Origin of the sequence: Amycolatopsis roodepoortensis (assembly GCF_014873915.1) — a bacterium.
Taxonomy (GTDB): domain Bacteria; phylum Actinomycetota; class Actinomycetes; order Mycobacteriales; family Pseudonocardiaceae; genus Amycolatopsis; species Amycolatopsis roodepoortensis.
Genome location: NZ_JADBEJ010000004.1, coordinates 108,343 through 135,027, shown reverse-complemented (window position 1 = coordinate 135,027; position 26,685 = coordinate 108,343). Strand labels below are relative to the sequence as shown.

The 26,685-nt window shown below is 69.2% G+C and carries 27 protein-coding genes; 14 read left to right on the top strand and 13 right to left on the bottom strand.

The features are described from left to right. Positions 1 to 41: 41 nt before the first annotated feature. The 11 genes from H4W30_RS11110 to H4W30_RS11060 form a co-directional block, all read right to left on the bottom strand. Positions 42 to 611 (bottom strand): hypothetical protein, encoded by a 570-nt coding sequence (locus H4W30_RS11110; RefSeq protein WP_192742771.1) that lies wholly within the window; start codon positions 609 to 611, stop codon positions 42 to 44. Next, complete coding sequence (locus tag H4W30_RS11105; RefSeq protein WP_192742770.1) at positions 608 to 1,111, bottom strand: hypothetical protein; 504 nt, start codon at positions 1,109 to 1,111, stop codon at positions 608 to 610. Before H4W30_RS11105 ends, H4W30_RS11110 begins: the two co-directional genes overlap by 4 nt. Next, entirely contained in the window at positions 1,096 to 2,289 is a 1,194-nt protein-coding gene (locus H4W30_RS11100) for an MCE family protein (protein ID WP_192742769.1), read from the bottom strand. Before H4W30_RS11100 ends, H4W30_RS11105 begins: the two co-directional genes overlap by 16 nt. Next, positions 2,289 to 3,344: an MCE family protein gene (locus H4W30_RS11095; protein ID WP_192742768.1), complete on the bottom strand. Its 1,056-nt coding sequence runs from the start codon at positions 3,342 to 3,344 to the stop codon at positions 2,289 to 2,291. Before H4W30_RS11095 ends, H4W30_RS11100 begins: the two co-directional genes overlap by 1 nt. Beyond that, on the bottom strand, positions 3,344 to 4,336 hold the full coding sequence (locus tag H4W30_RS11090) for an MCE family protein (protein WP_192742767.1): 993 nt from the start codon (positions 4,334 to 4,336) through the stop codon (positions 3,344 to 3,346). The genes H4W30_RS11095 and H4W30_RS11090 overlap by 1 nt, the downstream gene beginning before the upstream one ends. Then, positions 4,333 to 5,322: an MCE family protein gene (locus tag H4W30_RS11085; protein ID WP_192742766.1), complete on the bottom strand. Its 990-nt coding sequence runs from the start codon at positions 5,320 to 5,322 to the stop codon at positions 4,333 to 4,335. Before H4W30_RS11085 ends, H4W30_RS11090 begins: the two co-directional genes overlap by 4 nt. Then, complete coding sequence (locus H4W30_RS11080) at positions 5,319 to 6,326, bottom strand: MCE family protein (protein ID WP_192742765.1); 1,008 nt, start codon at positions 6,324 to 6,326, stop codon at positions 5,319 to 5,321. The genes H4W30_RS11085 and H4W30_RS11080 overlap by 4 nt, the downstream gene beginning before the upstream one ends. Beyond that, on the bottom strand, positions 6,323 to 7,588 hold the full coding sequence (locus H4W30_RS11075) for an MCE family protein (RefSeq protein WP_192742764.1): 1,266 nt from the start codon (positions 7,586 to 7,588) through the stop codon (positions 6,323 to 6,325). The genes H4W30_RS11080 and H4W30_RS11075 overlap by 4 nt, the downstream gene beginning before the upstream one ends. Next, positions 7,585 to 8,448 (bottom strand): MlaE family ABC transporter permease, encoded by an 864-nt coding sequence (locus tag H4W30_RS11070; RefSeq protein ID WP_034320451.1) that lies wholly within the window; start codon positions 8,446 to 8,448, stop codon positions 7,585 to 7,587. The genes H4W30_RS11075 and H4W30_RS11070 overlap by 4 nt, the downstream gene beginning before the upstream one ends. Next, complete coding sequence (locus H4W30_RS11065; protein ID WP_126733552.1) at positions 8,448 to 9,242, bottom strand: MlaE family ABC transporter permease; 795 nt, start codon at positions 9,240 to 9,242, stop codon at positions 8,448 to 8,450. Before H4W30_RS11065 ends, H4W30_RS11070 begins: the two co-directional genes overlap by 1 nt. A gap of 358 nt (positions 9,243 to 9,600) precedes the next feature. Further along, positions 9,601 to 10,596: an LLM class flavin-dependent oxidoreductase gene (locus H4W30_RS11060; RefSeq protein WP_192742763.1), complete on the bottom strand. Its 996-nt coding sequence runs from the start codon at positions 10,594 to 10,596 to the stop codon at positions 9,601 to 9,603. A 165-nt stretch (positions 10,597 to 10,761) separates the two neighbouring features. Here H4W30_RS11060 and H4W30_RS11055 point away from each other — a divergent pair, with 165 nt between their 5' ends. Then, on the top strand, positions 10,762 to 14,577 hold the full coding sequence (locus tag H4W30_RS11055; RefSeq protein WP_455423569.1) for an nSTAND1 domain-containing NTPase: 3,816 nt from the start codon (positions 10,762 to 10,764) through the stop codon (positions 14,575 to 14,577). Positions 14,578 to 15,070: 493 nt separating this feature from the next. Here the strand turns inward: H4W30_RS11055 and H4W30_RS11050 are convergent, their stop codons facing one another. Next, entirely contained in the window at positions 15,071 to 17,185 is a 2,115-nt protein-coding gene (locus H4W30_RS11050; RefSeq protein WP_192742762.1) for a HelD family protein, read from the bottom strand. A gap of 122 nt (positions 17,186 to 17,307) precedes the next feature. Between H4W30_RS11050 and rsmD the strand changes: the two genes are divergently transcribed. The 13 genes from rsmD to H4W30_RS10985 all read left to right on the top strand — a co-directional run bounded on the left by rsmD (position 17,308) and on the right by H4W30_RS10985 (position 26,330). Next, positions 17,308 to 17,862 (top strand): 16S rRNA (guanine(966)-N(2))-methyltransferase RsmD, encoded by a 555-nt coding sequence (gene rsmD / locus H4W30_RS11045; protein WP_192742761.1) that lies wholly within the window; start codon positions 17,308 to 17,310, stop codon positions 17,860 to 17,862. A gap of 53 nt (positions 17,863 to 17,915) precedes the next feature. Beyond that, positions 17,916 to 18,398 carry a pantetheine-phosphate adenylyltransferase gene (gene coaD, locus H4W30_RS11040; RefSeq protein WP_126733550.1) on the top strand — a complete coding sequence of 161 codons (483 nt, stop codon included), beginning with the start codon at positions 17,916 to 17,918 and terminating at the stop codon, positions 18,396 to 18,398. A gap of 89 nt (positions 18,399 to 18,487) precedes the next feature. Further along, a complete protein-coding gene (locus H4W30_RS11035) occupies positions 18,488 to 19,174 on the top strand; it encodes a ribonuclease domain-containing protein (protein WP_192742760.1) in 687 nt (228 codons plus the stop codon). 67 nt (positions 19,175 to 19,241) lie between these two features. Then, positions 19,242 to 19,757: an RNA polymerase sigma factor gene (locus H4W30_RS11030; protein WP_192742759.1), complete on the top strand. Its 516-nt coding sequence runs from the start codon at positions 19,242 to 19,244 to the stop codon at positions 19,755 to 19,757. Beyond that, positions 19,757 to 20,539, top strand: a complete 783-nt coding sequence (locus tag H4W30_RS11025) for a hypothetical protein (RefSeq protein ID WP_192742758.1) — start codon at positions 19,757 to 19,759, stop codon at positions 20,537 to 20,539. The genes H4W30_RS11030 and H4W30_RS11025 overlap by 1 nt, the downstream gene beginning before the upstream one ends. Before the next feature lie 117 nt (positions 20,540 to 20,656). Further along, entirely contained in the window at positions 20,657 to 21,382 is a 726-nt protein-coding gene (locus H4W30_RS11020; protein ID WP_034323487.1) for a DivIVA domain-containing protein, read from the top strand. Between the two features lie 125 nt (positions 21,383 to 21,507). After that, complete coding sequence (locus H4W30_RS11015; RefSeq protein WP_126733546.1) at positions 21,508 to 22,125, top strand: YceD family protein; 618 nt, start codon at positions 21,508 to 21,510, stop codon at positions 22,123 to 22,125. 72 nt (positions 22,126 to 22,197) lie between these two features. Further along, positions 22,198 to 22,380: a 50S ribosomal protein L32 gene (gene rpmF, locus H4W30_RS11010; RefSeq protein WP_005160412.1), complete on the top strand. Its 183-nt coding sequence runs from the start codon at positions 22,198 to 22,200 to the stop codon at positions 22,378 to 22,380. Between the two features lie 15 nt (positions 22,381 to 22,395). After that, a complete protein-coding gene (gene rnc, locus H4W30_RS11005; RefSeq protein WP_192742757.1) occupies positions 22,396 to 23,142 on the top strand; it encodes a ribonuclease III in 747 nt (248 codons plus the stop codon). Positions 23,143 to 23,222: 80 nt separating this feature from the next. Next, positions 23,223 to 24,083, top strand: coding sequence for a bifunctional DNA-formamidopyrimidine glycosylase/DNA-(apurinic or apyrimidinic site) lyase (mutM, locus tag H4W30_RS11000; protein ID WP_192742756.1), 861 nt, complete (start codon positions 23,223 to 23,225; stop codon positions 24,081 to 24,083). A gap of 67 nt (positions 24,084 to 24,150) precedes the next feature. Next, complete coding sequence (locus H4W30_RS10995; RefSeq protein WP_016336386.1) at positions 24,151 to 24,591, top strand: helix-turn-helix domain-containing protein; 441 nt, start codon at positions 24,151 to 24,153, stop codon at positions 24,589 to 24,591. Continuing rightward, complete coding sequence (locus tag H4W30_RS10990; RefSeq protein WP_192742755.1) at positions 24,592 to 25,149, top strand: hypothetical protein; 558 nt, start codon at positions 24,592 to 24,594, stop codon at positions 25,147 to 25,149. Then, positions 25,146 to 26,330, top strand: coding sequence for an MAB_1171c family putative transporter (locus H4W30_RS10985; protein WP_192742754.1), 1,185 nt, complete (start codon positions 25,146 to 25,148; stop codon positions 26,328 to 26,330). The genes H4W30_RS10990 and H4W30_RS10985 overlap by 4 nt, the downstream gene beginning before the upstream one ends. Here the strand turns inward: H4W30_RS10985 and H4W30_RS10980 are convergent. Next, positions 26,327 to 26,680, bottom strand: coding sequence for a DoxX family protein (locus H4W30_RS10980; RefSeq protein WP_192742753.1), 354 nt, complete (start codon positions 26,678 to 26,680; stop codon positions 26,327 to 26,329). The two genes, H4W30_RS10985 and H4W30_RS10980, sit on opposite strands and share 4 nt — an antisense overlap. Positions 26,681 to 26,685: the final 5 nt, after the last annotated feature.

The window sequence follows — 26,685 nt, the reverse complement described above, 5'->3', positions numbered from 1 at the left end:
CTCGTTTTCTCTCCTGGTTTACAAAGCGGACGAATGAGGGTTTACCTGGGGACGAGATCGGTGATGACCCAGTTGTCGCCTTCGCGTTCCGCGGTGATCGAAAGCTGCGCCGCGGCCGTTGTCGAAGAATTGTTGTCGGCCCGGGTGGCCGCTTGATCGAGGAATACCAGCAGCCTCGCTTTACCGTCGCCGAGTTCTTGGACGGCGGATGAGGAGACGCGGGTGGTGAGAACGAGTTTCTGCGCCGGGGCCTTTTCCCGGACTTGGGCGAACAACTGGTGGTAGGACTCCAGTGCCTTGCCTCTGAGCACCGAGTCGGCCGCCTTTTCGGTGGCGTCGGTCCGGTCGTAGGAATAGGAGAAGATCTTGTCGAGCGCCACGGTCACCGCGGAGTTCACCTCGGCGGTCGCGCCGACGTCGGTGAGCGCGGTGTTGGCCGCCGACGGCGCCGCCGAGATCGACCTCGCCTCCAGCGTGAACCACACCCCGGCCGCCACCAGCACGGCGGCCGCGACCAGCAGGATCAGCGGTACTTTCGACCGGCGCGCCGGCGTCTCGGCGACGACCTCTTCTTCGACGACCTCGGTTTCGGTTTCGGCCGTGGCGGTCATCGCGCACCCACCGGCAGCTGGTCGAGCGCGCTGAGCTTCCAGCCCTCGGCCGTCCTGGTCAGCCCGGCGGCGAACCGGTTGCGCTTCGTCGTCGGCGCCGCGCCCTCCTTCGCCATCGTGATCTCCACCGACGCCAGCATCTTGGCCGTTCCCGCGTGGTCGTCCAGTTCGCTGATCGCCGCGTCGAGCACCTTCCCCGTCGAGACGGTCGCGTCCTTGGTGAGCGTCCGTTTCGTCGCGTCGTCGGCCTTGCCCAGCTGCTCGCGCAGCGGGCCGGTGGACGCGGCGAGCCAGTCGGCGATGCCCTGGTCGACGCGGTGGTGGTCGAGGCTGGTGAGCCGGGCGACGAGTTCGCGCCCGGACTTCAGCGCTTCGTCGCGCGAGTTCCCGTAGGCCACGGCCTCGGAACCCGTCGCGGTGAACCAGGTGTACCCGGCCCAGCCCGCGAACGCGCAGGCCGCGGCGAACACGGCGATCGCGATCTTCAGTTGCGCAGCCACAACATCTCCTCGAGGCTGGTGGACGTCGGCTGGCCGTCGGCGCCGAAGCCGCCGGGGATCGCGGCGGGCGGGACCCCGCCCTTCGGCGCGTTCTGCGAGCCTCGGACCGAACTCGCGTTGCCCTTTTCGAGCGTGCACGCGGCACCGGTGTTGAACGGCAGCGGCGAGAGTTCCGTGCTGCTGCGGATCTTCGTGCCCTCGTAGCCCTTGGTGCAGGGCATGGGGTCGAAGAAGGTCAGGACCAGGTCGGTCCTCACGGACCCCCCTTCGACGGCGGCGTCGACCGCGGACACCGCCTTCGGGGTGTTGATCAGCAGCTGCCGGAGGCCGTCGGTGCGGGCGGAGAACACGTGCGACGTGGTGAGCAGGTTCGCCAGCAGGATCGGCAGGCCCGGCTCGTTGTCCCGCAGCAGCCCGGAAAGCTGGGTCGCCGCGTCGGGCGCCGTCGCGATCAACCGCCGCAGGTCACCGTCCGAACGGGACAGCTGCTCGGCGAACTGCTTGGCGTTGCCGCTGAACTGCCGCCACGCCTGCGACGAGTCGACCTGCGTCTTCAGCACGGTCGAGCCGTCGGTGATCAGCTTCTCCGTCTGCGGCAGGTGGTCCGCGGCCTGTTTCGTGAAGTCGGTGGTGGAGTCCAGCAGCACCTGGAGGTTCGCGCCGGAACCACGCAGGGCGTTGTCGAGTTCGTCGACCACGGTCCGCAGATCCTCGGTCGGCACGGACGCGGTCAGCGAGTCCAGATCGGTCAGCAGATGCTGCACCGGTAGCGGAACGGCCGTCGCCTCGCGCGGGATGACCGAACCTTCGGCGAGGTACGGCCCGTCGCCGGTCCGCGGCTGGAGGTCGACGAACTGCTCGCCCACCGCGGACCGGTTCGCCACGACCGCCCGCGAGTTCGCGGGGATCGGCGGCGCGTCGTCGTCGATCAGCAGATCCGCTTCCATCCCGCCGTCGGTGAGCCGCAGTTCGCCGACCCGGCCGACGGCGACGCCCCGGTAGGTCACCTCGCCGTTGGTGAACAGGCCACCGCCGTCGTTCAGGGAGAGCTTCACGGTGTATCCGCCCGCCCCGAAGAGCCGGCCGAGGCCCGCGTAGTTCGCCCCGACGAACGCCGTCGTCGCCAGCGCGAGGATGACGAACGCGATCACCTGGATCCGGACACGGGTGGTGAGCATCAGCTACCTCCGGAGGACGGCAGCGGCAAGGTCGGGAGTTCCGGCGGAACCCCTTCGCCAGGGGGCGGGAGTTCGACACCCGGCGCGGGGATGAGCGAGGCGTAGACGTTCAGGTAGTCGCCCTTGATGCCGTCGCGGACGGCGTCGGTGAACGGGAACGTCGGCAGGATCTCCAGCGACTTCGGCAGGGCCTCCCCGGCGTCGGCCAGCCGCTTGAGGATCGGCGCGAGCGCGGTGAGGTCCGCGACGAGATCGGCCCGGCTCTTCTCGATCACGTCGACACCGACCCCGGAGAGCCGGTCCAGCGCCTGCAGCATCGAGACGAGCTGGGTGCGCTGGTCCGCAAGGCTCTGAAGGCCGGGGGTGAGATCAGTGAGCGCCCCCTCGACCTGCTTCTTCCGGTTCGCGAGTGTGGTCGAGAGCTGATTGAGCCCGTCGAGGGCGGAGGTGATGTCGGAGCGGTGCGTGTCCAGGTTGGACACCAGTTGTTCCACTGTGGACAGGAACGAGCGGATCTCCTCCTCGTTGCCGTCCATCACCTTCGACAGCTCGCGGTTGATGGTCTGCAACTGGCCGATCCCGCCGCCGTTGAGCAGCAGGGACAGCGCGCCGAAGATCTCCTCGAACTCCGGGTTGCGGTTGGTGCTCGCGACGGGGATCACCCCGCCGTCGCCCAGCCTGCCCTCGGCCTTCGCCGCGCTCGGGGCGAGTTCGATGAACTTCTCGCCGAGCAGGCTGGACTGCCGCAGCCGCGCGATGGCGTTGGCTGGCAGATGGACGTCGCCGTTGACCGCCAGGACGGTCTCGGCCGTCCAGCCGTCTTCGCCGAGCCGGATCGTCTCGACCCGGCCGACCGGGACGTCGCCGACCTTCACCGCCGCCTGCGGCACCAGGTCCAGGACGTCGGCGAACTGCACGGTCACCCGGTACGGATGGTCGCCGATGTCCGCGCCGCCGGGGAGCGGCAGGTCGTAGACGCCCTTGAAATCCGACGAACAGGCGGTGAGCGCGAGGCAGCATGCGGCGAGCGCGGCGATCTTGCGTTTCGCGGCCATCAGCGCCCCCCGGTGTAGGTGTCACCGGCGACGGGCAGCGGGAGCGGGGCGTATTCGAGCATGTTGCCGCGGCTCTGCAGCTTGCCGGTCTTCGGGTCGACGGCTTCGAGCACGTTCGTCACCGCCAGCGGGATCGTGTCGAGGGTTTCGGCCAGCGCGGCGCGTTTGTCGACCAGCGTCCCGGTGGTCACCGCGAGCTTGTCCACATTGGACTTGATCAGCGCGCGGTTGTCCTTGATGAACTGCTGGATCTCCGCCAGCGCGCCGCCGAGGCCGTTGAGCGCGCGGGCGAGCTCGTCCTTGTTCTGCGCGAGTGTGCCGGTCACCGAGGCGAGCTGCTTGTTGACCTCGCTGACGTTCCGGTCGTTGGTCGCCAGCATCGAGGTGAACCGCTGCAGCTCGTCGACGGTGGCGAACAGGTTCTGCGAGTTCCCGGACAGGGTCCTGGCGAGGTCGGCGAAGTTGCGCACCGACTCGTTGAACGGTTTGCCGTTGCCCTGCAGGTTCTTCGCGCCGGTGCGCAGCAGGTCCGAAAGCGCGCCATCGGCGTTCGCGCCGTTGGGGCCGAGCGCCTTGGCGAGGGTGTCGAGGCTGGAGTAGAGCTGGTCGAGTTCGACCGGCGTCCCGGTGCGCTCGACCGGGATCACCGCGCCGTCGTCCAGCCGGTTCCCCGCGCGGGTGAGCTTGGTGAACTGGACGTAGCGGTCGGCCACCACGCTCGGCGCCACGACCAGGACGTTCGTGTCGGCGGCGATCGGGGTCGACCCGTCGACGGTCAGCACGACCTCGACCTGTTCCCCGCGTGGATTCACCGATTCCACCTGGCCGACCCGGACGCCGAGCACCCGCACGTCCGATCCGCTGTAGACGCCGACGGCGCGCGAGAAGTACACGGTGACCCGGTCGAGCCCGCTGCCGGAGAAGATCCACCAGAGCCCACCGACGACGGCCAGCGCGAGCACGAGCGCGAGGGTGACGAATCTGCTGATCACCGGCCACCTCCCGGGATCGGCGGGGTGCAGGGATCCCGGTTCTCCGGGACGAGCCCGCACAGGTAGCCGTCCACCCAGCGCCCGTTGCCGAGCGAGTTGTTCACCACGCGGAAGTACGGCGCGGCGAGTTCGAGGCTCTTGGCGAGATTGTCGTTCTGCCGCTGAAGGATGTCGGTCACCTCTCCGAGCTGGCTGAGCGCTCCGCCGAGCTGGTCCTTGTTGTCCTTCACCAGCCCCGAAAGCTGGGTGGCGAGTTCCTGCGAGCCGGTCAGCAGGTCGTGGATCGCCTGCCGCCGCTTGTCCAGTTCGGTCAGCAGCAGGTTGCCGTCCGCGAGGAGTTTGGCGAAGTCGTCGTTCGAGTTCGCGAGCGTCGTGGTGAGACCGTGCGCGTTGGACAGCAGGCTGGCGAGCTCGTTGTCCCTGGAGGACACGGTCTTCGACAGCGAGGTCAGCCCTTCGAGCGCCTTCTTGATGTGCGCGGGTGAGTTCTTGAACGTGTCGCTCAGCGTGGTGAAGCTCTCCGCGAGCTGATCGGTGTCGATGGCGCCCGCGGTGTCGGCCAGCCCGTTGAACGCCTCGGTGACGTCGTACGGCGTCACGGTCCTGGTGCGCGGGATGACCTGCTTCGGGTTCTGCACCGTCTCGCCGGTCGGGCGCAGCGCGAGGAACTTCCGGCCGAGCAGGGTCTTGATCTTGATCTCGGCGGCGGTCCTGTCGCCGATCCAGGCGTCCTTGACCCGGAAGCTGACCACCACGTGGTCTTCGGCTAGCCGGACGTCGCTCACCTCGCCGACCTTGATCCCGGCGATGCGGACTTCGTCGTCCTGCTGCAACCCGGCCGCTTCGGAGAATTCGGCCTGGTAAGTCGTCCCGGAGCCGATGATCGGCAGGTTCTCGTAGTTGAGCGTCGCGGTCAGCACCGCGGCCGCGACGGCACTGCCGACGAGACCGACGACGATCGGGTTCCGCTCCTTGAAGGGTTTCACGACGTGCACCTCTCCGCCGTCGCCGGGACCCCGCGCGGAGGTTCGGTCCGCAGGACGGACGAGCACAGGTAGAAGTTCATCCACGAGCCGTAGGAGTTGATCCGCCCCAGGTCGTTCAGCTTCCCCGGGAGCACCGTGAGGACGCGGTCGACTTCGGCCTTGCCCTCTTCGGTCGTCAGCTGACCGGCGAGCAGGCCGAGCCCCTCGATGCTGTCCTTGAGCGGTTTCCTGCCCTGTTCGAGCAGACCGGCCGTGGCGGTGGTGAGGTCCGCGAGCCCGGAGACGGCCTCCCCGATCTCGGTGCGGTCACCGGCGAGCCCGGCCACCAGCTCCTTCAGCGTGGAGACCAAAGTGGACAGTGCGTCGCCCTTGCCGTTGATGCTCTTGAGCACCGTGTCCAGATTCGTGATCACGTCACCGATCACCTTGTCGCGGCCGGCGAGCGTGGTGGTCAGTGAACCGGTGTGCGCCAGCAGGCTTTCCACCGTGCCGCCCTCGCCCTGCAGCACCTGGACGATCTCGCCGGAGAGCTGGTTGACGTCCTTGGGCGACAACGCCTGGAACAGCGGTTTGAAGCCGTTGAACAGTTCCGTGAGATCCAGCGCGGGCGTCGTGCGCTCCAGCGGGATCTCCGCGCCGGGCTCCAGGAGTTCGGGGGTGCCCTTGCCGCGTTCGAGCGCGATGTAGCGCTGGCCGACCATGTTGCGGTACTTGATCACCGCGGTCACGTCGGCGGGCAGCCTGCGCTGGGAGTCGAGGGAGAACCGGACGCGCGCCAGGCTGTGGTCGGCGATCTCGAGTTCCTCGATCTGGCCGACCCGCACCCCGGAGATCCGGACGTCGTCGCCGACGTTGAGTGACGTGGCGTCGAGGAATTTGGCGCTGTAGGTCCTCGTGTCACCGAGGCCGGTGTTCGTGATGGACACCGCCAGCAGCACCGTGGCCAGCGTCGTGACGACGACGAAGATCAGCCCCTTGATCAGCGGGCTCACGAAGTTCCTCATCGCAGGGTCACCTCCGTGCCCCGGTAGAGCGGCCCGACGAGCACGCTGCCCCAGGCGGGGACCTGCGCCGCCGGGACGCCGATGGACGGCGCGACCAGCGTGGAGATCAGCTCCCGCTCCTGCGGCGAGTTCGCGAGGCCGAGATCACCCTGCGCGCCAGGGAGCGCCGCGGTCTGCTCGCCGGTCGCCACGATCCCTTGGCTCATCAGGCCGTTCGACGGGTAGCAGCGCGGTTCCCCGGTGGCGTCGTAGACCGGATCGTCCTTTCCGGGTACGTATTTGCCCCGGGGCTGGGAGATGGTGATCTCCGCGTGCAGGCCGGGCTCGCCGGTGCCGGCGCCCAGCGCCTGGTCCATCTGCGGCTTCAGCTTGGCGAGCGCGTCCAGCGTGCAGGCGAAACTGGGCGAGTACTTCGCGCCGATCTCCAGCGGCGCGCGGCTGTCGGCGGCGAGCGCGATGATGTTGGCGCGGTTGTTGGCGAGGAACGTCGTGACCTGCTGGGAGGACGACGTCACCTGTTGGTACACCGACGCCAGTTCGGCGCGTTTCTCCTCGACCGTGTCGAGCGTGACGGCCGAGGCGCTCAGCGCGTCGAGCAGATCCGGCGCGATGTCGCCGTACAGCTTCGAGACCGTCGCGAGGTCGCGGATGTTGTCGTTCAGCTTCGGCAGGTTCGGGTTGAAATCCTTCAGGTAGGCGGCCGCGGTGGCGAGCGTGTCGCCGATCTGGTCGCCGCGGCCTTCCAGCGCGGTGGCGACGGTGGTCAGCGTGGTCGCGAGTTTCTGCGGTTGCACGGCCTTGAGCAGGGGCAACAGGTTGTCGAAGACGCGTTCCAGCTCGATCGCGTTCGCCGACCGGTCCTGCGTGATCACGTCGCCGGAGGCGAGCGGCGCCGCGGTCGAACCGTCCGGAATGGACAGTTGCACGTACCGCTCACCGAACAGCGTCTTCGGCACGAGCAGCGCGGACACGTTCTTGGGCAGTTTCGAGACCTTGCCGGGCTCCATGGCCAGGTCGATCTCCGCGCCGCCCGGTGTCGCGCGGACGTCACGGATCTCGCCGACCACCACGCCACGCGCCTTGACCTGCCCGCCCTGGCGCAACTGGTTGCCGACGCGGTCCGCCTGCAGCGTCACCGGCACGGAGTCGACGAAATCCTTCCGGTAGATCTTAATCGACAGCAGCACGAGGGCGGACATCACCACGAGGAACAGCACCCCGGCCGTCCTGACCCCGGCTTTGCGCAGCCCGCGCCGGCTCATCCGGCCACCTGCACCGTCGTGGTCGCGCCCCAGATCGCGAGGCTGAGGAAGAAGTCCAGCACGCTGACCGCCACGATCGCGGTCCGCACCCCGCGGCCGACGGCGACACCGACGCCCGCCGGGCCGCCGCTCGCGCGGAAGCCGTAGTAGCAGTGGGCGAGCACGATCACGACGCTGAACACCAGCACCTTGCCGAACGACCAGAGCACGTCGCCCGGTGGCAGGAACAGCAGGAAGTAGTGGTCGTAGGTGCCCGCGGACTGGCCGTAGAACCAGACGGTGATCTGGCGTGACGCGAGATACGAGGTCAGCAGGCCGATCGCGTACAACGGGATGACCGCGAGGAAGCCCGCGATGATGCGCGTGGTCACCAGGTACGGGACGCTGGGGATGCCCATCACTTCCAGCGCGTCGATCTCCTCGGAGATCCGCATGGCGCCCAGCTGCGCGGTGAACCCGCAGCCGACCGTGGCCGACAACGCCAGCCCGGCCACGAGCGGCGCGATCTCGCGGGTGTTGAAGTACGCGGAGACGAACCCGGCGAACGCCGACGTGCCGACCTGGTTGAGCGCCGAATACCCCTGGAGCCCGACGACCGTGCCGGTGAACACGGTCATGCCGATCATCACGCCGATCGTGCCGCCGATGACCGCGAGCGCGCCGCTGCCGAAGCTGACTTCGGCCAGCAGACGGGTGATCTCGCGCAGGTAGCGGCGCACCGCGCGCGGCACCCAGGCGAGTGCCTTGAGGAAGAACAGGATCTGGTCGCCGAGGGTGTCCAGGAATCCGAACCGGCGATCGACGGCTTCGCGGACCCGCGTCGCCCGGGTGCTTGTAGGGGGAGGTGTCGTCGTGACCATCAGCTGCCCTTCGCCGGGACGAGCTGCAGGTAAAGCGTCGTCAGCACGAGGTTCAACAGGAACAGGAGCAGGAACGTGATGACCACGGATTGGTTCACCGCGTCACCGACGCCTTTCGGGCCGCCTTTCGGATTGAGCCCGCGATAAGAGGCGACGATCGCCGCGACGAAACCGAAGATGACCGCCTTGATCTCGCTGATCCACAGGTCCGGGAGCTGCGCGAGGGCGGAGAAACTGGCCAGATACGCACCCGGTGTCCCATTCTGCATGATGACGTTGAAGAAATAGCCGCCGAGGACGCCGACCACGCTGACCATTCCGTTGAGGAATGCGGCGACCCCCATCGCGGCGAGCACGCGCGGCACGATCAGGCGCTGGACGGGGGAGACCCCGAGCACCTCCATCGCGTCGATCTCCTCGCGGATCGTGCGGGACCCGAGGTCCGCGCACATCGCCGAGCCGCCTGCGCCCGCGATCAGCAACGCGGTCACGATCGGGCTGGCCTGCTGGATGATCGCCAGCACACTGGCCGCGCCGGTGAAGGACTGCGCGCCGATCTGCGCGGTCAGCGAACCGATGTGCAGCGCGATCACCGCGCCGAACGGGATCGCGACCAGCGCCGTCGGCAGGATCGAAACACTCGCGATGAACCAGAACTGCTGGATCAGCTCGCGGGCCTGGAACGGCCGCCGGAAGGTCAGGCGGACGACGTCGAGGCCGAGTGAATAGAGCCTGCCGGTCTCCCGGATCGCACCCGCGCCGGGGAATGAGGGTGCGTTAGTCCGGACGCCCACGCCGACCCTCCCGTTTTCCGGGCACGGCGAATACACCCCAGCTTGCGCAATTCCTTTGCTCCGAATGGCGGAACGGAATCGTTGAATAGGGTCAACGGGGTGTTACCGTGCTGTTTGCTACTGGTCGGTACGCTAATCACGCGCCTGCCTGGTGACAAGAACTTCGGTGTGATCAAGACGTCACGTCCTGGTAACCGGGGAATTCTTGTTCTTTTTTGACAAAGGCGGGCGGGGGTCTTGTCCGTTCTTTCGTGTCCGGTGGCGCGTTGGTCCATTCGGGGCGCGGTGGTGGCGCGTGAAGGCCCCCTTCCCTCGGCTGAGCCGAGGGAAGGGGGCCTTCACGCGAGACCGCCCGGCGTCAACGCGCCAGTTCGGAAACCAGCTCGTAGGACCGAACCCGGTCCGCCTGGTCGTGCACCATGGTCGTGATCATCAGCTCGTTCGCGCCCGTGTCGGCCAGCAGGGTTTCGAGTCCCTTGTGGACCGTCTCGGGCGAGCCGATGATGCTGCTCGCGGCCCGGTCCTCGATGAACACGCGCTCGATGTCGGTGTACGGATAGGCCGCGGCCTCTTCCGGCGTCGGCAGCGGGATGGGGCGGCCCTTGCGCAGGCTGAGGAACGTCAGGCCGCTCGGGGCGGCGAGGTACTGCGCGCGCTCGTCGGTCTCGGCGGCCACCACGGAGACGCCGAGCATCACGTACGGCTCGTCGAGGACGTCCGACGGTTTGAACGCGTCGCGGTAGAGCGCCACGGCGGGGAGCGTGTTCTCGGCGCTGAAGTGGTGCGCGAACGAGAACGGCAGGCCCAGTTCGCCCGCCATCCGCGCGCTGAAGCCGCTCGAGCCGAGCAGCCACACCGGCGGCTTGTTGCCTTCGGCGGTCACGGCGTTGACGGCGCGCTGGTCGGAGTGCTCGAAGTAGGCCAGCAGCTCCGCGAACTGCTGCGGGAAGTTCTCCGCGGTGAGTCCGCCGGGGCCGCGCAGGGCCAGCGCGGTCCGCTGGTCGGTGCCCGGGGCGCGCCCGATGCCGAGGTCGATCCGGCCGGGGTGGAACGCCTCCAGGGTGCCGAACTGCTCGGCCACCACCAGCGGCGCGTGGTTCGGCAGCATGACCCCGCCGGAGCCGACCCGGATGCGTTCGGTGGCGGCCGCGACCTGGCCGATCATCACGGCGGTCGCGGAACTCGCGATACCGGGCATGTTGTGGTGCTCGGCGAGCCAGTACCGGTGGTAGCCGAGGGCTTCGGTCCGGCGCGCGAGGTCGAGGGTGTTGCGCAGCGAATCCGCGACACCGCCTCCGGCCACGACGGGCGAGAGGTCGAGCACGGACAGCGGGATGTCAGGCAAAGAGGTCACGCGTCGGTACAACGCCGCGGGCCCCGGATCCCTTCCCGCGCCTGTCGATCGATCGAAATTAACCGACTCGATGTACCCGGTACTCGGCGGAGTCCCCCCCGTTTCCACGGTACGGTTGCCCCCTAATGCGAGCGTGGGAAAACCACTGAAAAGAAAGGATTAAGGGTGCCGCGTCCGGAACGACCGCTGGACCCCGGGGACGATCCGTTGCTGGGGTTCGCCGCCGATCTCCGGCGTCTGCGGGAGAAGGCCGGAAATCCGACGTACCGGGAGCTGGGCAGGCGTGCCCACTACTCCGCCGGCACCCTCTCCGAGGCCGCCGGCGGGAAGAAGATGCCCAGCTTGGCGGTCACGTTGGCCTACGTCCGGGCGTGCGACGGCCCCGAGGAGGAGTGGGAGGCCCGATGGCACGACGTGACCGAGCGGACGCGCGCCGGAGTCGATGATTCACCGGTTGCCCCGCTGAATGGGGAATCGGTCCCTTATATCGGTCTGGCCGCATTCGGGCCGGATGACGCGAGCCGATTCTTCGGTCGCGAACGACTTGTCGGAAAACTCGTCACGAGGCTTTCGAACCAACGATTCTTGGCCGTTCTGGGGGCGTCGGGTTCCGGTAAGTCGTCCTTGCTCCGGGCCGGTCTCCTCCCGGCCGTCGCCGAGACGTCGGTCACGCTGCTGATGACCCCCGGATCGCGGCCGCTGCAGGAGTGCGCCGTCCAGTTCGGCGCCGCGCTCGGGCTCGCGCCCGGCGGGCTGCTCACCGAGTTCACCGACCATCCCCGCAACCTCGGCCTGGCCGCCCGTCAGCTGGTCGCCGACCGCGAGGGCGACGTCGTGCTGGTCGTCGACCAGTTCGAGGAGGTCTTCACACTCTGCCAGGACGCCGACGAACGGACGGCCTTCCTGTCCGCGCTGGTCACCGCGACGACCGAGCCGGAGAGCCGGACCAGGGTCGTCCTCGGCATCCGCACCGACTTCTACACCCACTGCGCGCGGCATCCCGAGCTGGTCGAGGCCATGCAGGACGCGCAGATCCTCGTCGGCCCCATGAGCACCGAGGAGCTGCGGCAGGCCATCTCGCGGCCGGCGATCGACGCCGGGTACCGCGTCGAGAACGCGCTGGTCTCGCGGCTCGTCGCCGACGCGACCGGGCAGCCCGGCGTGCTCCCATTGCTCTCGCACGCGCTGCTCGAGACCTGGCGCCGCCGCCACGGCAACACCCTCACCCTCACCGGTTACGAGTCCACCGGCGGGATCGAACGGTCGGTCGCGCAGACCTCGGAGCACACCTTCACCGCGCTGACCGAACACCAGCAGCGGCTGGCGAACCAGATCTTCCTGCGGATGACCGCGCTCGGTGAGGGCACCGAGGACACCAAACGCCGCATCACCCGCGACGAGGTGGACGCCGACGACCCGGACGTTGCCGTCGTGCTGGACAGGCTGGCGTCGTCGCGGCTGGTCACGCTCGACGACAACGGCATCGAGATCGCGCATGAGGCGTTGATCCGGGGCTGGCCGCGCCTGCGCGAATGGCTCGCCGAGGACCGCGAAGGCCTGCGCGTGCACCGCCAGCTCACCGAGGCGACCGACGCGTGGGAATCCGTCGGCCGCGACGACGGCTGGCTCTATCGCGGCGCGCGCCTCGCCATCGCCAGGGAGTGGGCGGCGGAGCACGACAGCGCGCTTTCCCAGCGTGAACGCCGGTTCCTCGAGGCGAGTGTCGCGATCGAGAACCACGAGCAGGCCGTCGCCCGGCGCCGCACCCGGCGGCTGCGTCAGCTGGTCGCGCTCCTGGCCGTCCTGCTGGTGCTCGCGACGGCCGCGATGGCGTACGCCGTCCGTGCCGAGCAGACCGCGACCAGCCAGCGCAACAGCGCGCTCGCGCAGAAGGTCGCCGGGCAGGCCATCGAGATGCGGACGACGAATCCGGCGCTGGCCGCGCAGCTCGCGCTGGCGGCGTACCGCGTCGATCCGAGCGTGGACACCCGCGGCAGCGTGCTCGGGATGTTCGAGTCGCCGTACTCGACCCGCGTCCGCGGGCACGGCCACCGCGTCAACGCGACCGCGCTGCGCGGCGACGGCCAGGTGATGGTCACCGGCAGCTGGGACCAGACGGCCAAGCTGTGGGACATCAAGGATCCCCATCGCCCGGCCGAGCTGGCCACGCTGACCGGGCACACCGGCAACGTCAACTCGGTGTCCTTCAGTGCCGACGGCGCCGTGGTCGCGACGGCGGGCTGGGACAAGACCGCACGGCTGTGGAACGTCACCGATCCGGCGAAACCCGGGCCGGGAGTACTGGTCGGGGAGCATCCGAGCCGGGTCAACGCGGTGGCGTTCAGCCCGAAGGCGGCCGTGCTCGCGACCGCCGACGGCGACGGCACGGTGCGGCTGTTCGACGTCCGCGATCCCGCGAAACCCGTGCTCGCGGCCACGTTGACCGGGCACACCGGCAACGTCAACGGCCTCGCCTACGCCCCCGACGGGCGGACGCTCGTCTCGACCGGCGCCGACAAGACCGCGCGGCTGTGGGACGTCGCCGATCCGCTCCAGGCCAGGCCACTCGGCGTGGTGAACGGGCACACCGCCGGGATCCACTCCGCGGCGTTCAGCCCGGACGGCCGGACGCTCGCCACCGCGAGCATCGACCAGACGGCGCGCCTGTGGAACGTCACCGACCCGATGGCGCCGTCACCGCTGGGGACGACGGCCGCGCACAAGACCATCGTGCGGTCCGTGGCGTTCAGTCCGGACGGGACGACGCTGGCCACGACCGGTTTCGACCGTGCCGCAAGGCTTTGGGACATCACCGATCCGGCGAAACCGCGCGAGAAGCCGTCGCTCGTCGGGCATACCGCGGCCGTGGTCTGGGCGGTGTTCTCCCCGGACGGCCGCACGCTCGTGACCGCGAGCGACGACCAGACGGTGCGGATGTGGGATCTGCCGGGGCCCGCGATCAGCGGCCCGGCGCGGTCGGCCTGCCGGGCGGTGTTCAGCTCCGACGGGAAGCTGCTGGCCACCGGCAGCCAGGACGGCGTGGTGCGCCTGGTCGACGTCTCCGACACCCGGAACCCGCGTGAGGTGGGCAAGGTCGCGGGCTTCGGCCAGGGCGTCTGCGGTCTGGCCTTCAGCCCGGACGGGCGGACGCTCGCCGCCGGCTCCTGGGACCACACCATGCGGCTGATCGACGTCACCGATCCGCGCAAGCCGGTCGACACCGGCGTCTTCTACCGGCCGGCGGAGGAGATCGACCCCGTCGCGTTCAGCCCGGACGGCCGGACGCTCGCGACCGCGGGTTCCGGGCACACGGTGAAGCTGTGGGACGTCTCCGACATCCGGCGGCCCGTCGAACTCGCCACGCTGGCCGGGCACGAAGACGACGTCCATTCGATCGCGTTCAGTCCGGACGGCCGCACCCTGCTCAGCGGCGGATGGGACCACACCGCCCGGCTGTGGGACGTCTCGATGGCGAAGGCGCCGAAGCCGCTTTCGGTGCTGAAGGGACACTCCGACACGGTGTTCTCGGTCGCCTACAGCCCGGACGGCAAACTCGCCGCCACCGGCAGCGCGGATCGCACCGGCAGGCTCTGGGACGTGACGGATCCGGCGGCCCCGCGCGAGGCGGCGCTGCTGGCGGGGCACACCGACAACGTCATCTCGGTCGCGTTCAGCGGGGACGGGAAGACCTTCTCGACCGGCAGCTACGACCGGTCCGTGCGACTATGGGACGTCTCCGATCCGGGATCGGTCCGCGAATCGGCGAACCTGACCGACGACGTCGACCGGGTCAACGCCGTGGCGTTCGCCCCCGATGGGCACACCCTCGCGGGTTCGGTCGCGGACGGCAGCGTGCGGTTGTGGGAGACCAGCCCCGAACGGGCGGCCGAACGCATCTGCGCGACGGTGTACCCGCGGATCACGGCGGACGAGTGGGAACAACACCTGCCGGGGCTCGATTACGCGCCCCCGTGCCCGTGACCACGGCCGATACGTTGTTCGGCGTTGTTGTTCGGTGAGATCGCCGTGACACCGAACAACGAAGAGGCGCTAGAAATACCCCTGGACGTGCGATGCGTCCCCACATCGTTCACTCACCGGGGGTCTGAAGGGCTCCTTCAGGGCATTCACCAGTGTCCTGAAGGAGCCCTTCAGCTTTTTCGTGCGCGTTTCGCCCTCTGGATGCGTCCTCGCACGCGCAAGCACCGCGAGTCGCGCCCCCAATCACGCGAGTTGCGCCCCCAATCACGCGAGTGGCGCGCTCAATCACGCGTGTCGTCCATCTGATCACGCGTGTCGTCCGTCCGAACACGCGTGTCGTCCGTCCCGGACCGCCGAACTCGCGTGACCGAACTCCGAACTCGCGTGATCGGGGGCGTAACTCGCGTGATTGGAGGCGTAACTCACGTGATCGGGAGGCGAACTCACGTGATCAGATGGACGACACGCGTGATCGGGTGGACGACACGCGTGATCAGGCGGCCGGGATCCAGTCCGGGTTCGAGGCCAGGACGGTCAGTTGCTGGGTCGCGCGGGTCAGCGCGACGTACAGCACCCGGCGTCCGGTGGTCGACTCCGTGATGAGGTCGTTCGGCTCCACCAGGACGACGGCGTCGTACTCGAGGCCCTTGGAGTCGAGGCTGCCGACGACCTTGAGCCGCTCGTCCGACAGCCCGTCGAGCCAGCCCTCGATCTCGGGCACCCGGTCCATGGCGGTGATCACGCCGACGGTGCCTTCGACGACCCCCAGCATCTCCTTCACCGCGGCCTGCGTCGCAGCCTCCAGGCCGGCGGCCTCGACGGGCCGGACCTCCGGCGTGACACCGGTCTGCCGCACCGCGCGCGGAAGCTCGTCGGCCTCCGCGTGCCCGGCGACGACCTTCGCGGCCAGGTCGAAGATCTCCGCCGAGTTGCGGTAGTTGGTGCGCAGGGTGAACCGGCGACGCGTCGTCTTGAGCCCGAAGGCCTGGTCCCGCGCCATCGCGGCCTCGGCCGGATCCGGCCACGAACTCTGCACCGGGTCGCCGACCACGGTCCAGCTCGCGTACTTGCCGCGCCGCCCGACCATCCGCCACTGCATCGGCGAGAGGTCCTGCGATTCGTCGACGACCACGTGCGAGTACTCGTCGTAGTGCTCCGGCCGGGTCGGGGCGCCGCCGCGCTCCGGGTTGACCTCGACGTTCTGGCGGGCCCGGCGGCTCTTCGGCGGCGGCCCGATCAGGACGCGCAGCTCGTCGAGGAGTGCGACGTCGGCGATGGTCCAGCCGCGCGAGCGATCGGCGAAGTCGGCCGCGAGCATGCTGATCTCGCCGCGGTTGAGCAGGCCCTTCGCCGCCGAGGCGAGCCGTTTCTCGTCGCCGAGCCAGCGCAGGATCTGCGCCGGGTACAGGATCGGCCACCAGGTCACCAGGAACCGGTGGAACTCGATGCGCTCGCCGAGTTCGGTGATCAGCTCGGCCTTGTCGATCTGGCGGCCGTCGTCCTTCGCGTGCTGCTCGGCCTTCGCGGCGAGCGCGTCGAGCAGGAGTTCGGCGGCGCGGATCCGCGACCGGTTCGGCGGCCCGCCCGCGGTGTGCACCTTGCGGCGCACCTTGTCGAGCTCGCGCGCGTTGAGCCGCAGCACCTCGCCGCGGTAGACGATCTTCATGTCCTCCGGCGCGTCTTCCGGGGTGTCCCGCAACGCGCGCAGCAGGATCTTGCGCATCCGCAGTGATCCCTTGATCGCCGCCAGCGGCGCCGGGTCCTGACGGGTCGCTTCGAGGCCGTCGAGGACTTCGCCGAGCGCGCGCAGTTCGACGTTCGTCTCGCCCATCGACGGCAGCACCCGCGAGATGTAGCTGGTGAACACGCCGGACGGGCCGATCACCAGCACGCCCGCGCCGCCGAGCTGGCGCCGGTGACGGTAGAGCAGGTACGCCGCGCGGTGCAGCGCGACCGCGGTCTTGCCGGTGCCGGGACCGCCGGTGATCTCCGTGACCCCGCGCCACGGCGCCCGGATGACCTCGTCCTGCTCCTTCTGGATGGTGGCGACGATGTCCCGCATCTTCTCGCCACGCGACCGCCCGAGCGCGGCCATCAGCGCGCCTTCGCCGACGATCTGCATGCCGTCGGGGACCGCGTCGGCGATCAGGACGTCGTCGTCGACGTCGAGCACGTTCTGGCCGGAGCACCGGATCACCCGGCGCCGGACGACGTCCATCGGCTCCTCGGCCGTCGCCTGGTAGAACGCCGCGGCCGCGGGGGCGCGCCAGTCGGTGACGAGGTTGTCGAACTCGGCGTCGCGGATACCGAGGCGGCCCACGTAGATGTGGTCGTTGTCGAGGTGGTCGAGCCTGCCGAAGACCAGGCCCTCGTACTCCGCGTCGAGGGTCTGCAGGGTCTGATTGGCGTGGAAGACCATCATGTCCCGTTCGAACAGCATGGACGCCTGCTCGAAGATGGCTTCCCGGCCGGCGCCATGGCCGATCTCGTAGCCCTTGGTACGCATGGCCTCAGCCTGGGCTCGCAATTCGGCGAGCCGGGTGTAGACGGTGTCCACATGGGCTTGCTCGATGGCGATCTCGGCCCGTCTGACCCGAGGTTCGGACACGCAACGCTCCTAAACGCTTCTATCGCCTCCGAGGGCGAAGGACGACTCTACGCGAGCTGGGCGGCGGCTTCACCAAGTCCCGGCCAACGTCACGATGGAAGGCGTTGAGGCACGATGCACCCATGACCAGGATCGTGGCGGGGACCGCGGGCGGCAGGCGGCTGAAGGTCCCGCCGAAGGGCACCAGGCCCACGTCGGAACGCGTGCGCGAAGCGCTGTTCAACGCGCTCGAGGTCGCCGGCGAGCTGCAGGGGGCCCAGGTCCTCGACCTTTACGCCGGTTCGGGCGCGCTCGGGCTGGAGGCGTTGTCCCGCGGGGCGTCCGGCGCGCTGTTCGTCGAGTCGGACCGGCGCGCGGTCGAAGTGCTCAAGGGGAACGTCGCCGCGCTGGGGCTCGGCGGCGCGGTCCGGGCCGGGGCCGTCGAGTCCGTCGTGGCCGCTCCGGCGCCGGAAACGTTCGACATCGTCCTCGCCGATCCGCCCTACGCTGTCGATTCCACCCGCCTGGGGGAGGTCATGGCCGCGCTCGCGGCGGGCCGGTGGATCACGGACGGCGCGCTGATGGTGATCGAGCGGGCCGCGCGGGACGGCGAGCCGGACTGGCCGCCGGGTTTCGAGCCGATGCGGACGAAGCGCTACGGCGACACCGCGCTCTACTGGGCCGAATATCAGGTGTGACGCGGCACCGAATGAACGCGCAGCGGGCCCTCGGCCTTGGTAGCGTCCGCGCCATGCGGCGTGCGGTCTGTCCCGGGTCCTACGACCCGGCCACCAATGGACATCTCGACATCATCGAGCGGGCGGCCAAGCTGTTCGACGAGGTCGTCGTCGCGGTGGGGGTGAACAAGAGCAAGAAGGGCCTGTTCACCACCGAGGAGCGGATGGACATGCTCCGCGAGATCACCGCGAAGCTGCCGAACGTGCGCGTCGACTCCTGGCAGGGACTCCTGGTCGACTACTGCCGCGAAAACGACATCATCGCGGTCGCGAAGGGGCTGCGGTCGGTCAGCGACTTCGACTACGAGCTCCAGATGGCGCAGATGAACCGTGAGCTGACCGGGCTCGAAACCCTGCTGATGGCCAACAACCCGGCGTACGGGTTCGTGTCGAGCTCGCTGGTCAAGGAGGTCACCGCGCTCGGTGGCGACATCGAGCACCTGGTGCCGCCGATAGTGTTCAAACGCCTCTCGGAGAAGTACTCCGACCGAGGTTGACCCGAACGGCCGAAGCCTTCGGTCGGTAGGCGGCGAAGAGTTCATCTCGGCGCCTTCTGGTGAATACACGATCGGGTTACGGTCCGAAAATGACCAACAAACGATCGCGGATCGCCGCCGCGCTGCTCGTTCTGCTTGTCACGTTCTTCGGCGGGCTGAGTGCCGCGCAGGCCGCCCCCGTCTCGATCCAACAGAACCCTTGTGGAGATCTCACCGGGTTCAAGCACGTGTCGCTGTCGTCGCTGCCCGCCGAGGCGACGACGACCTACGACCTCATCCAGAAGGGTGGCCCGTTCCCGTACCCGGACAAGGACGGCACGGTCTTCTCCAACCGCGAGAACATCCTCCCGAAGTGCGCGTCGGGCTACTACCGCGAGTACACGGTCCCGACGCCGGGCTCGCCCGATCGCGGTGCGCGCCGCATCGTCACCGGTAACGCCGGCGAGCACTTCTACACCGCGGACCACTACAAGACCTTCTCCGTGATCGACGCCGACGGCACCCCGGCGCCGTCCTGCGGTGACACCTCGAAGTTGACGAAGATCGGCTACTCGACGCTGTCCTCCGCGGCGAAGTCCGTGGTGGACAAGGCGCGCGGCGGCGCGACCGGCACGGTCTACGAGAACCGCGAAGGTGGGCTGCCGAAGTGTGCCGCCGGCTATTACCAGCTGTTCCCGGTGGGCACGAGCGACCGCGTGATCTCCGGCAAGGGCGGCGAGATCGTCTACACGCCGGACCGCTACGCGACCTTCAAGCTGGTGAATCTCGCCGGCTGACCCGTCCGTGCAACATTTCGTGCCTCCCCGTCCGTGAGATACACCGGAACACGGACGAGGAGGCACGATGCGGTCTGGGGACGATGCGAGCTTCAGGGAGTTCGCCAGGGACAAGGCGCTACCGCTCAGGCGGACGGCGTATCTGCTCTGCGGCGACTGGCATCTCGCGGAGGATCTGGTCCAAGTCGCGCTCATCAAGCTCTACCGGGTCTGGCCGAAGGTCCGCCGGAAAGGGCCCGTCGACAACTACACGAGGCAGATCCTGATGCGCTGCTGGCTCGACGAGCGGCGACGTCCATGGCGGAGCAGAGAGAACCGCGACGGCGTCGTCCCCGAAGAGCCCGAGGCCCCGGCGACCGCCGGGATATCGGATTCGTTGCTTCGCGCCCTCGCCGAGGTTCCCCCGAAACAGCGCGCCGCAGTCGTGCTGCGCTACTGCGCCGATCTGCCGGTCGCGGAGGTCGCCGTCGCGCTGCGCTGTTCGGAAGGGACGGTCAGGAGCCAGGCCGCGCGGGGACTCGACGTCCTCCGCGCGGCCCTGCAGAGACAGCACGACGAGGCTGTCTCCGGGAGGAGCGCGTGATGGACGAACTCGAGAACAGGCTGCGCGGGATCACACTGGCCGAGCCCCCGCTCGGCTTCGACCCGGACGAGGTCGCCTTGACGGCGGCGAAGAAGGCGCGGAACCGGCGGGCGATGGCGGCGACGGGGGCTACCACGCTGGCGGTGATCGCGGCGGCGGCCGTGTTCGTGGCGCCCAGGGGCGGACCCACGCCGGCCGTGCCGCCCATCCCGGTCGCGCCGCCACCGAGTGGCGCGCCGTCGCCGGTTCCGGAGAACGGCGACCTGACCGCGCGGAAGGCGAGGATCTCCGGGCATTTGGCGACCGCGCTGCCCGGCGTGCTCACCGGGGCGAAGGACATCCGGATCCGCTCCGTGCATCAGCTGGGCACCTGGGACGCCCTCGTCTTCATGGTCGGCTACCGGGACGCCTCCGGCGCCGATCGTCCCCTCGTTCTCACTGTTCTCGGGGTCGATGCGGCCAAACGCGGGTTCTCGCTCGAAGACAGCTGTGAGCCCGGCCGCAAGCCCCGCGGCGGTTTCGACGCCGACCTCGGCGGGGTGACGAGCGGGGAACCGGTGGACTGCGTGAAACTGCTCCAACCGGACCGAAGCACCGTCGTCGTCACCGGGACCGTCCCGTCGTTGCCTCCCGGCGACGTCGAACCGGGTCGCGACGCGATCGCGTACCGGGCCGACGGCACGGTGGTCGCCGTGTCCACCGGCGCGGGCGACGGAGGCTCGCGTCCGCCGGACGACCAGTTGATCAAACTGGTCTCGGATCCTGAACTCGATCTCAGGTAGGCGACGCGCGGTACCAGGCGGGACACGCCCGGTACCGCGCGCTTTCACCCCTTACGGCGGCGATGAGGGCAAACTGAGTTCAGGGAATGTGGGGATCGCTGTAGGTAGGGAGTGGCCGTGTACCGGGTTTTCGAGGCGCTCGACGAGCTCGTCACCATCGTGGAGGAAGCCCGCGGCGTGCCGATGACCTCCAGTTGTGTCGTCCCGCGGGGGGACACCCTGGAACTGCTCGACGACATCCGCGACGCGCTGCCGGGCGAGGTGGACGACGCCCAGGACGTCCTGGACAAACGTGATCAGCTGATCCAGACCGCCCGCACCGAGGCGGCGGAGACGATCACCACGGCGAACACCGAGGCCGACCGCACGGTCGCCGACGCGCAGGCCGAGGCCGAGCGCATCCTCGCCGACGCCCGCGCCCGCGCCGAGCAGATGATGAGCGACGCGCACGCCGAGGCCGAGCGCATGGTCGCCGCCGGGCAGGCCGAGTTCCAGAACCTCACCGACCGCTCCCGCGCCGAGTCGGAGCGGATGATCCAGGCGGGACGCGACGCCTACGAGCGCGCCATCGAGGACGGCCGCGCCGAACAGGCCCGGCTCGTCGCCCAGACCGAGGTCGTCCAGGCCGCGCACGGCGAGGCGGCCCGCATCGTCGACGAGGCGCACGTCGAGGCCGACAAGCAGCGCGGTGACTGCGACGCCTACGTCGACGGGAAGCTGGCCGAGTTCTCCGAACTGCTGGCGACCACGCTGCGGACGGTCGACTCCGGGCGCAACCACCTGCGGTCCCCGGTCAACCTGCCGGGCAACAGCCGGACGTCGCTGTACGACTACCAGTCCTGATCGCTCGAGTACATGAAGGCCCCCTTCACCGCGCCAGGCGCAATGAAGGGGGCCTTCATGTACTTCACGGACTTCACGGACCGCGCCCGAAACCGAGTGGCGGGACCTGCGTACCCTGGTGACCGATGTCTGAGAACAAGTCGCCGCAGGCCAGGCCTGCGCAACTGGACGACCGGAACCCGTGGGTGCTCGACACCCGCGAACTCGGCCGTCACGCCGGCCTGAGCAAGGCCGTCCAACGCTCGATCCCCGTCGAGACCGCGCTCGGTGTGCCCGACGTCATCACCATCGACGCCGGTTCCACCCTCGAACTCGATCTCATGCTCGAGTCCGTCGTCGAGGGTGTGCTCGTCAGCGGCACGGCGTCCGCCGTCGCGACGGGGCACTGCTCGCGGTGCCTCGACCCGATCACCGAGGACGTCGAGGTCGACCTGACCGAGCTCTTCGCCTACCCCGGCTCCGCGACCGAGGAGACCACCGACGAGGACGAGATCCCGCGCCTGGTGGACGACCGGATCGACCTCGAGCCGACGGTCCGCGACGCGGTGGTGCTGGCGCTGCCGCTGGCCCCGCTGTGCGCCGAGGACTGCCGGGGACTGTGCACCGAATGCGGTGTCAAGTGGGCCGATCTCGAGCCCGGTCACGGGCATGAGAAGATAGACCCTCGGTGGGCCGCGCTGGTCGATCGTTTCGATGACGAAACGGGCGATGACCAGGCCGATGGCCCCGGAAAGCAAGCCTGACGAGCACCAGCTCGTTCCGGAGAAGCAAGTTCGCTCGCGACCGCGGGCAGACCGTCTGAAGGAGATCTACTCGTGGCCGTCCCGAAGCGGAAGATGTCGCGATCCAACACCCGCGCGCGCCGCAGCCAGTGGAAGGCGGCTCCGGTTCAGCTGGTGCCCTGCTCCAACCGCGCCTGCAAGCAGCCGAAGCTCCAGCACATCGCGTGCCCGGCCTGCGGCCAGCACAACGGTCGCCAGGTCGTCGAGCCCGCCTGATCGGCAGCCGACGACATGGGGGGCAAATCCGCCGGTGCACCACCCGCGGACCCCGCACCACTGCTCGAAGCTCTCGGGATCACGATCGAACCCGAGCTGCTGACGCTGTCGTTGACCCACCGTTCTTATGCCTATGAGAACGGTGGGTTGCCGCCGAACGAGCGGTTGGAGTTCCTCGGGGACGCGGTGCTGGGCCTGGTCGTCACCGACCACCTCTACAACACCCATCCCGAACTTGCCGAGGGGCAGCTCGCGAAGCTCCGGGCCAGCGTGGTCAACATGCACGCACTGGCCAGGGTCGCGCGCGGTCTCGGTGAGGGCGGGCTGGGCAAGCACCTGTTGCTGGGCAAGGGCGAAGAGCTCACCGGCGGCCGGGACAAGGCGAGCATCCTCGCCGACGGGCTCGAAGCCGTCATCGGCGCCGCGTACCAGCAGCACGGTATCGACGTCGCGCGCAAGCTCGTGCACCACCTGTTCGACGACCTGCTCGCCGAGGCGCCGCTGCGTGGCGCCGGCCTGGACTGGAAGACCAGCCTCCAGGAGCTGACGGCGTCGGCCGGGCTCGGCGTGCCCGAGTACAAGGTCGAGGACACCGGGCCCGATCACCGCAAGGAGTTCAGCGCCACCGTCCTCGTCGGCGGGCGCGAACTCGGCTACGGCTCGGGAACGACCAAGAAGGAAGCCGAGCAGAAGGCCGCCGAGACGGCCTGGCGCCAGCTTTCGGCCGAACTCGACATCGATCAGCCACCGAAAACGACCTGAGTCCCGCACTTCCTCGTGAGTGGTAATGACGGTTAGAACCGGCATCACCACTCACGAGGGCCGGTGGGAGAATCGACGGCATGCCCGAACTCCCCGAGGTCGAGGTGGTCCGTGCCGGGCTCGAGGCGCATGTCTCCGGCCGGACGATCACCGAGGTCGAAGTCCTTCACGCCCGCGCGATCCGCCGCCACGAACTCGGCGCCGAGGACTTCGGCGGCCGGCTTTCCGGGGTGAAGATCACCGCCGCCCGGCGCCGCGGCAAGTATCTGTGGCTGGAACTCTCCGACGGCCAGGCCATGCTCGCGCACCTCGGCATGAGCGGTCAGATGCTCGTCCAGCCCGGCGACGCGCCGGACGAGAAGCACCTTCGCGTGCGATTCCGCTTCGCCGACAACGGTTCGGAGTTGCGCTTCGTCGACCAGCGGACCTTCGGAGGGCTGGCGCTCGCGGAACTCACCGAGGTCGACGGTACGGCGTTGCCGGGCACCATCGCGCATATCGCCCGCGACCCGATGGATCCGCGGTTCGACCTCGACCAGGCCGTCCGCGCGCTGCGGTCGAGGCGAACCGAGCTCAAACGCGCCCTGCTCGACCAGACCCTCGTCTCCGGGATCGGCAACATCTACGCCGACGAGGCGCTCTGGCGCGCCAAGCTCCACTGGGCCCGTCCGACCGACAGGCTCACCGCCGCCCACGGCCGCACCGTGCTCACCGCCGCCAGTGACGTGATGGCCGAGGCGCTGGTCGCCGGCGGGACGTCGTTCGACGCGCTGTACGTCAACATCAACGGCGAGTCCGGCTACTTCGACCGGTCACTCGACGCCTACGGCCAGGAAGGACTGCCCTGCGGCCGGTGCGGGACGGCCATCCGGCGCGACCCCTTCATGAACCGTTCGTCGTTCTCCTGCCCGCGGTGCCAGCCGAAGCCGCGCGCGAGGTGAAAACTGTCGTGTACGACACGGGCGCCGCGTCAACTAGCATGAACGGGCACGACATGTAGGGAGTGGGATGGTGGCCGCGACCGAGCCCGGCAAGACGACGCTCGCCGAGAAGATCGACAAGCTGTTCCAGATCGTGCTGAGACCCGATCGCGAGCCGTACAGCCACGAGGAGGTCGCCAAGGCCTGCCGCGAGGCGACCGGCGAAAGTTTCTCGACGACGTACCTGTGGCAGTTGCGCACGGGCCGTCGGGACAATCCGACGAAACGCCACCTCGAGGCGCTCGCGCAGTTCTTCGGCGTCTCGCCCGCGTACTTCTTCGACGACGAGCAGAGCGCCAAGATCGCCGAGGAACTCGCGCTCCTCGGCGCCCTTCGCGACGCCGGTGTCCGCGACGTCGCGCTGCGGGCCGTAACGCTTTCCCCCGACGGACTCGACACCATCAGCGACATGATCGACGCGATCGCCCGCAGGGAATCCGGACGGGGCGGCCAGAAGAAGGAGTCGTGAGTGGACCGTCGCCGTAAGGAGTTGTGGCGCCGCTGCCGGAGTCTCGCCGACGGCGTCACCCTTCCCGAACCGTTCGACGCCGGGTCCTTCGTCGCGGAACTCGCGGCCGAACGCGGCCGTCCCATCGAATTGATGCAGGTCAGCGTCCCTTCCAGCGGCCCGTGCGGGCTGCTGATGAGCACGGAACGCGCGGACTACATCCTCTATCCGACCAACACCACCGCCCTGCACCGGCGGCACATCCTGCTGCACGAGGTCGGCCACCTGGTGTGCGGGCACGTCGGTTCGGACGCCGGGGCGGACGGGATCGTGCTCGACGCCGCCGCCGGCAAGACCCTCATGCCGAACCTGTCGCCCGAACTCGTCCGCCGTGTCCTCGGCCGCACGAGCTACAGCGCCGTCGAGGAACAGGAGGCGGAGTTGCTCGCCAGTCTCCTGGCGCGTCGGGTCGCGCGGACGGCGGTGCGCGGCGCCGCGCGTCCCGACGAGAGCGGGAGCGATCTCGCCGGCGGTATGGCGAGGGTCGACGATCTCTTCGGCAGCCGGAAGCGGCCGTGACCGAGACCATCGCGTATTTCTGCTGCGTGGTGGCTTTCGCGGGCTTCGGCTACAAGCTGATCCAGGCCCGCCACACCCAGCCCCTGCGGCGGATGTGGTTCCTGAGCGCGTTCGGGATGTGCATCGCGGGCGGCATCATGCTGCTCACCCCGGCCATGGAGAACGCCGTCGGCGTCGAGGAACCCATGGGCAGCCTCCTGAATCTCGCGGCCGACCTGCTCAAGATCGGCGCGATGGCGTTCGCGGTCGCGTTCGCGCGGTCGCTGAAACTGGGGGAGGGCAAGCGGATCGGGTGGCACGCGATGCTTTCCTGGACCGTGGTGGCCGCCGAAACCGCGCTCTTCTTCCTGTCCGACAGTTACCGGGTCGGCGACCACACCGCCGCCGGGCCGGGCAGGCTCGGCTGGTTCGTCGCGTACAACGTCCTTTTCCTCGTCTACGGTCTGATCAGTCTGCTGACTTTCTCGATCGTCTTCGCCCGCTTCGCGCGTCATGCCGCACCTGGCCCGCTTCGCATCGGGCTGTGGCTGCTCGTCGGTGGCGGGGTTTCCGCGCTGGGCTGGACATTCTGGGACGTCGACGACATCTACATCCTCGCCACCACCGGCGCGGTCGACGCCGGTGAGGAGACGTTCTCGGCGATCCTGGCGGCGCTGAGCGTCGGGCTCGCCGGGGCGGGCGCGACACTCAGCGTGTGGGGGCCCGCGCTGGCCACGCCGTTCCGGCTCATCGGCGCGTACCGGACGTACCGCCGGATCGAGCCGTTGTGGGCCGCGCTGCGCGACGCGGTCCCCGAAATCGCGCTCGACCCTGGCCCCGGCATGCCGGGTGGCGTCGAATTCGCCTTGTACCGCAGGGTGATCGAGATCCGGGACGGCCATCTCGCGTTGCGGCCCTACTTCGATCCGGACGTTCCAGCGCTCGCGGAGGCCCGAGCACGCGAGGCGAAGATCCCCGAAGCCCGGATCGCCGCGACGATCGAGGCGGCGGCACTGGCCGCCGCGCTCGTCGCCTCCGAGGCGGGCCGCCGGTACGCCCCCGACGACGTCCCGGCGACCTACCTCGATGAGCCGGACATCGCCACCGAAGCGGCGTGGCTCGTGGAGGTCACGCGGGCCTGGCGGCGGTCCACCGTGGTCGGACGCATCCGGGACAGAGCCCGCGAAACGCTTGCGGTCTAAGCCGAAACGATCGCGGTGACGGCGGCCGCCGCCGAGACCAGCGCGAGCCAGACCGGCGGGGCGACGTCCTTGATCCCGTCGCCCGCCCGCACGTGGGAGACCGCCGCCCCGATCAGCAAGGCGACCAGGCCTGCCGCCGCGGCGATCCCGAGCGGCCGCCAGAACAACCCGGCCACCAGGCCCGCCGCTCCCGCGAGTTCGAGCGCGCCGATCCCCTGGATCGCCCGGACCGAGAAGCCGATCCTCTCGGTCCGGGAGACCAACGCCGGCTGACGCAGGATCTTCGCCACCCCCAGCACGGCGAAGATCGCGGCCAGCAGCACCGACAGCACCACATGACTCACGGCCATGACGA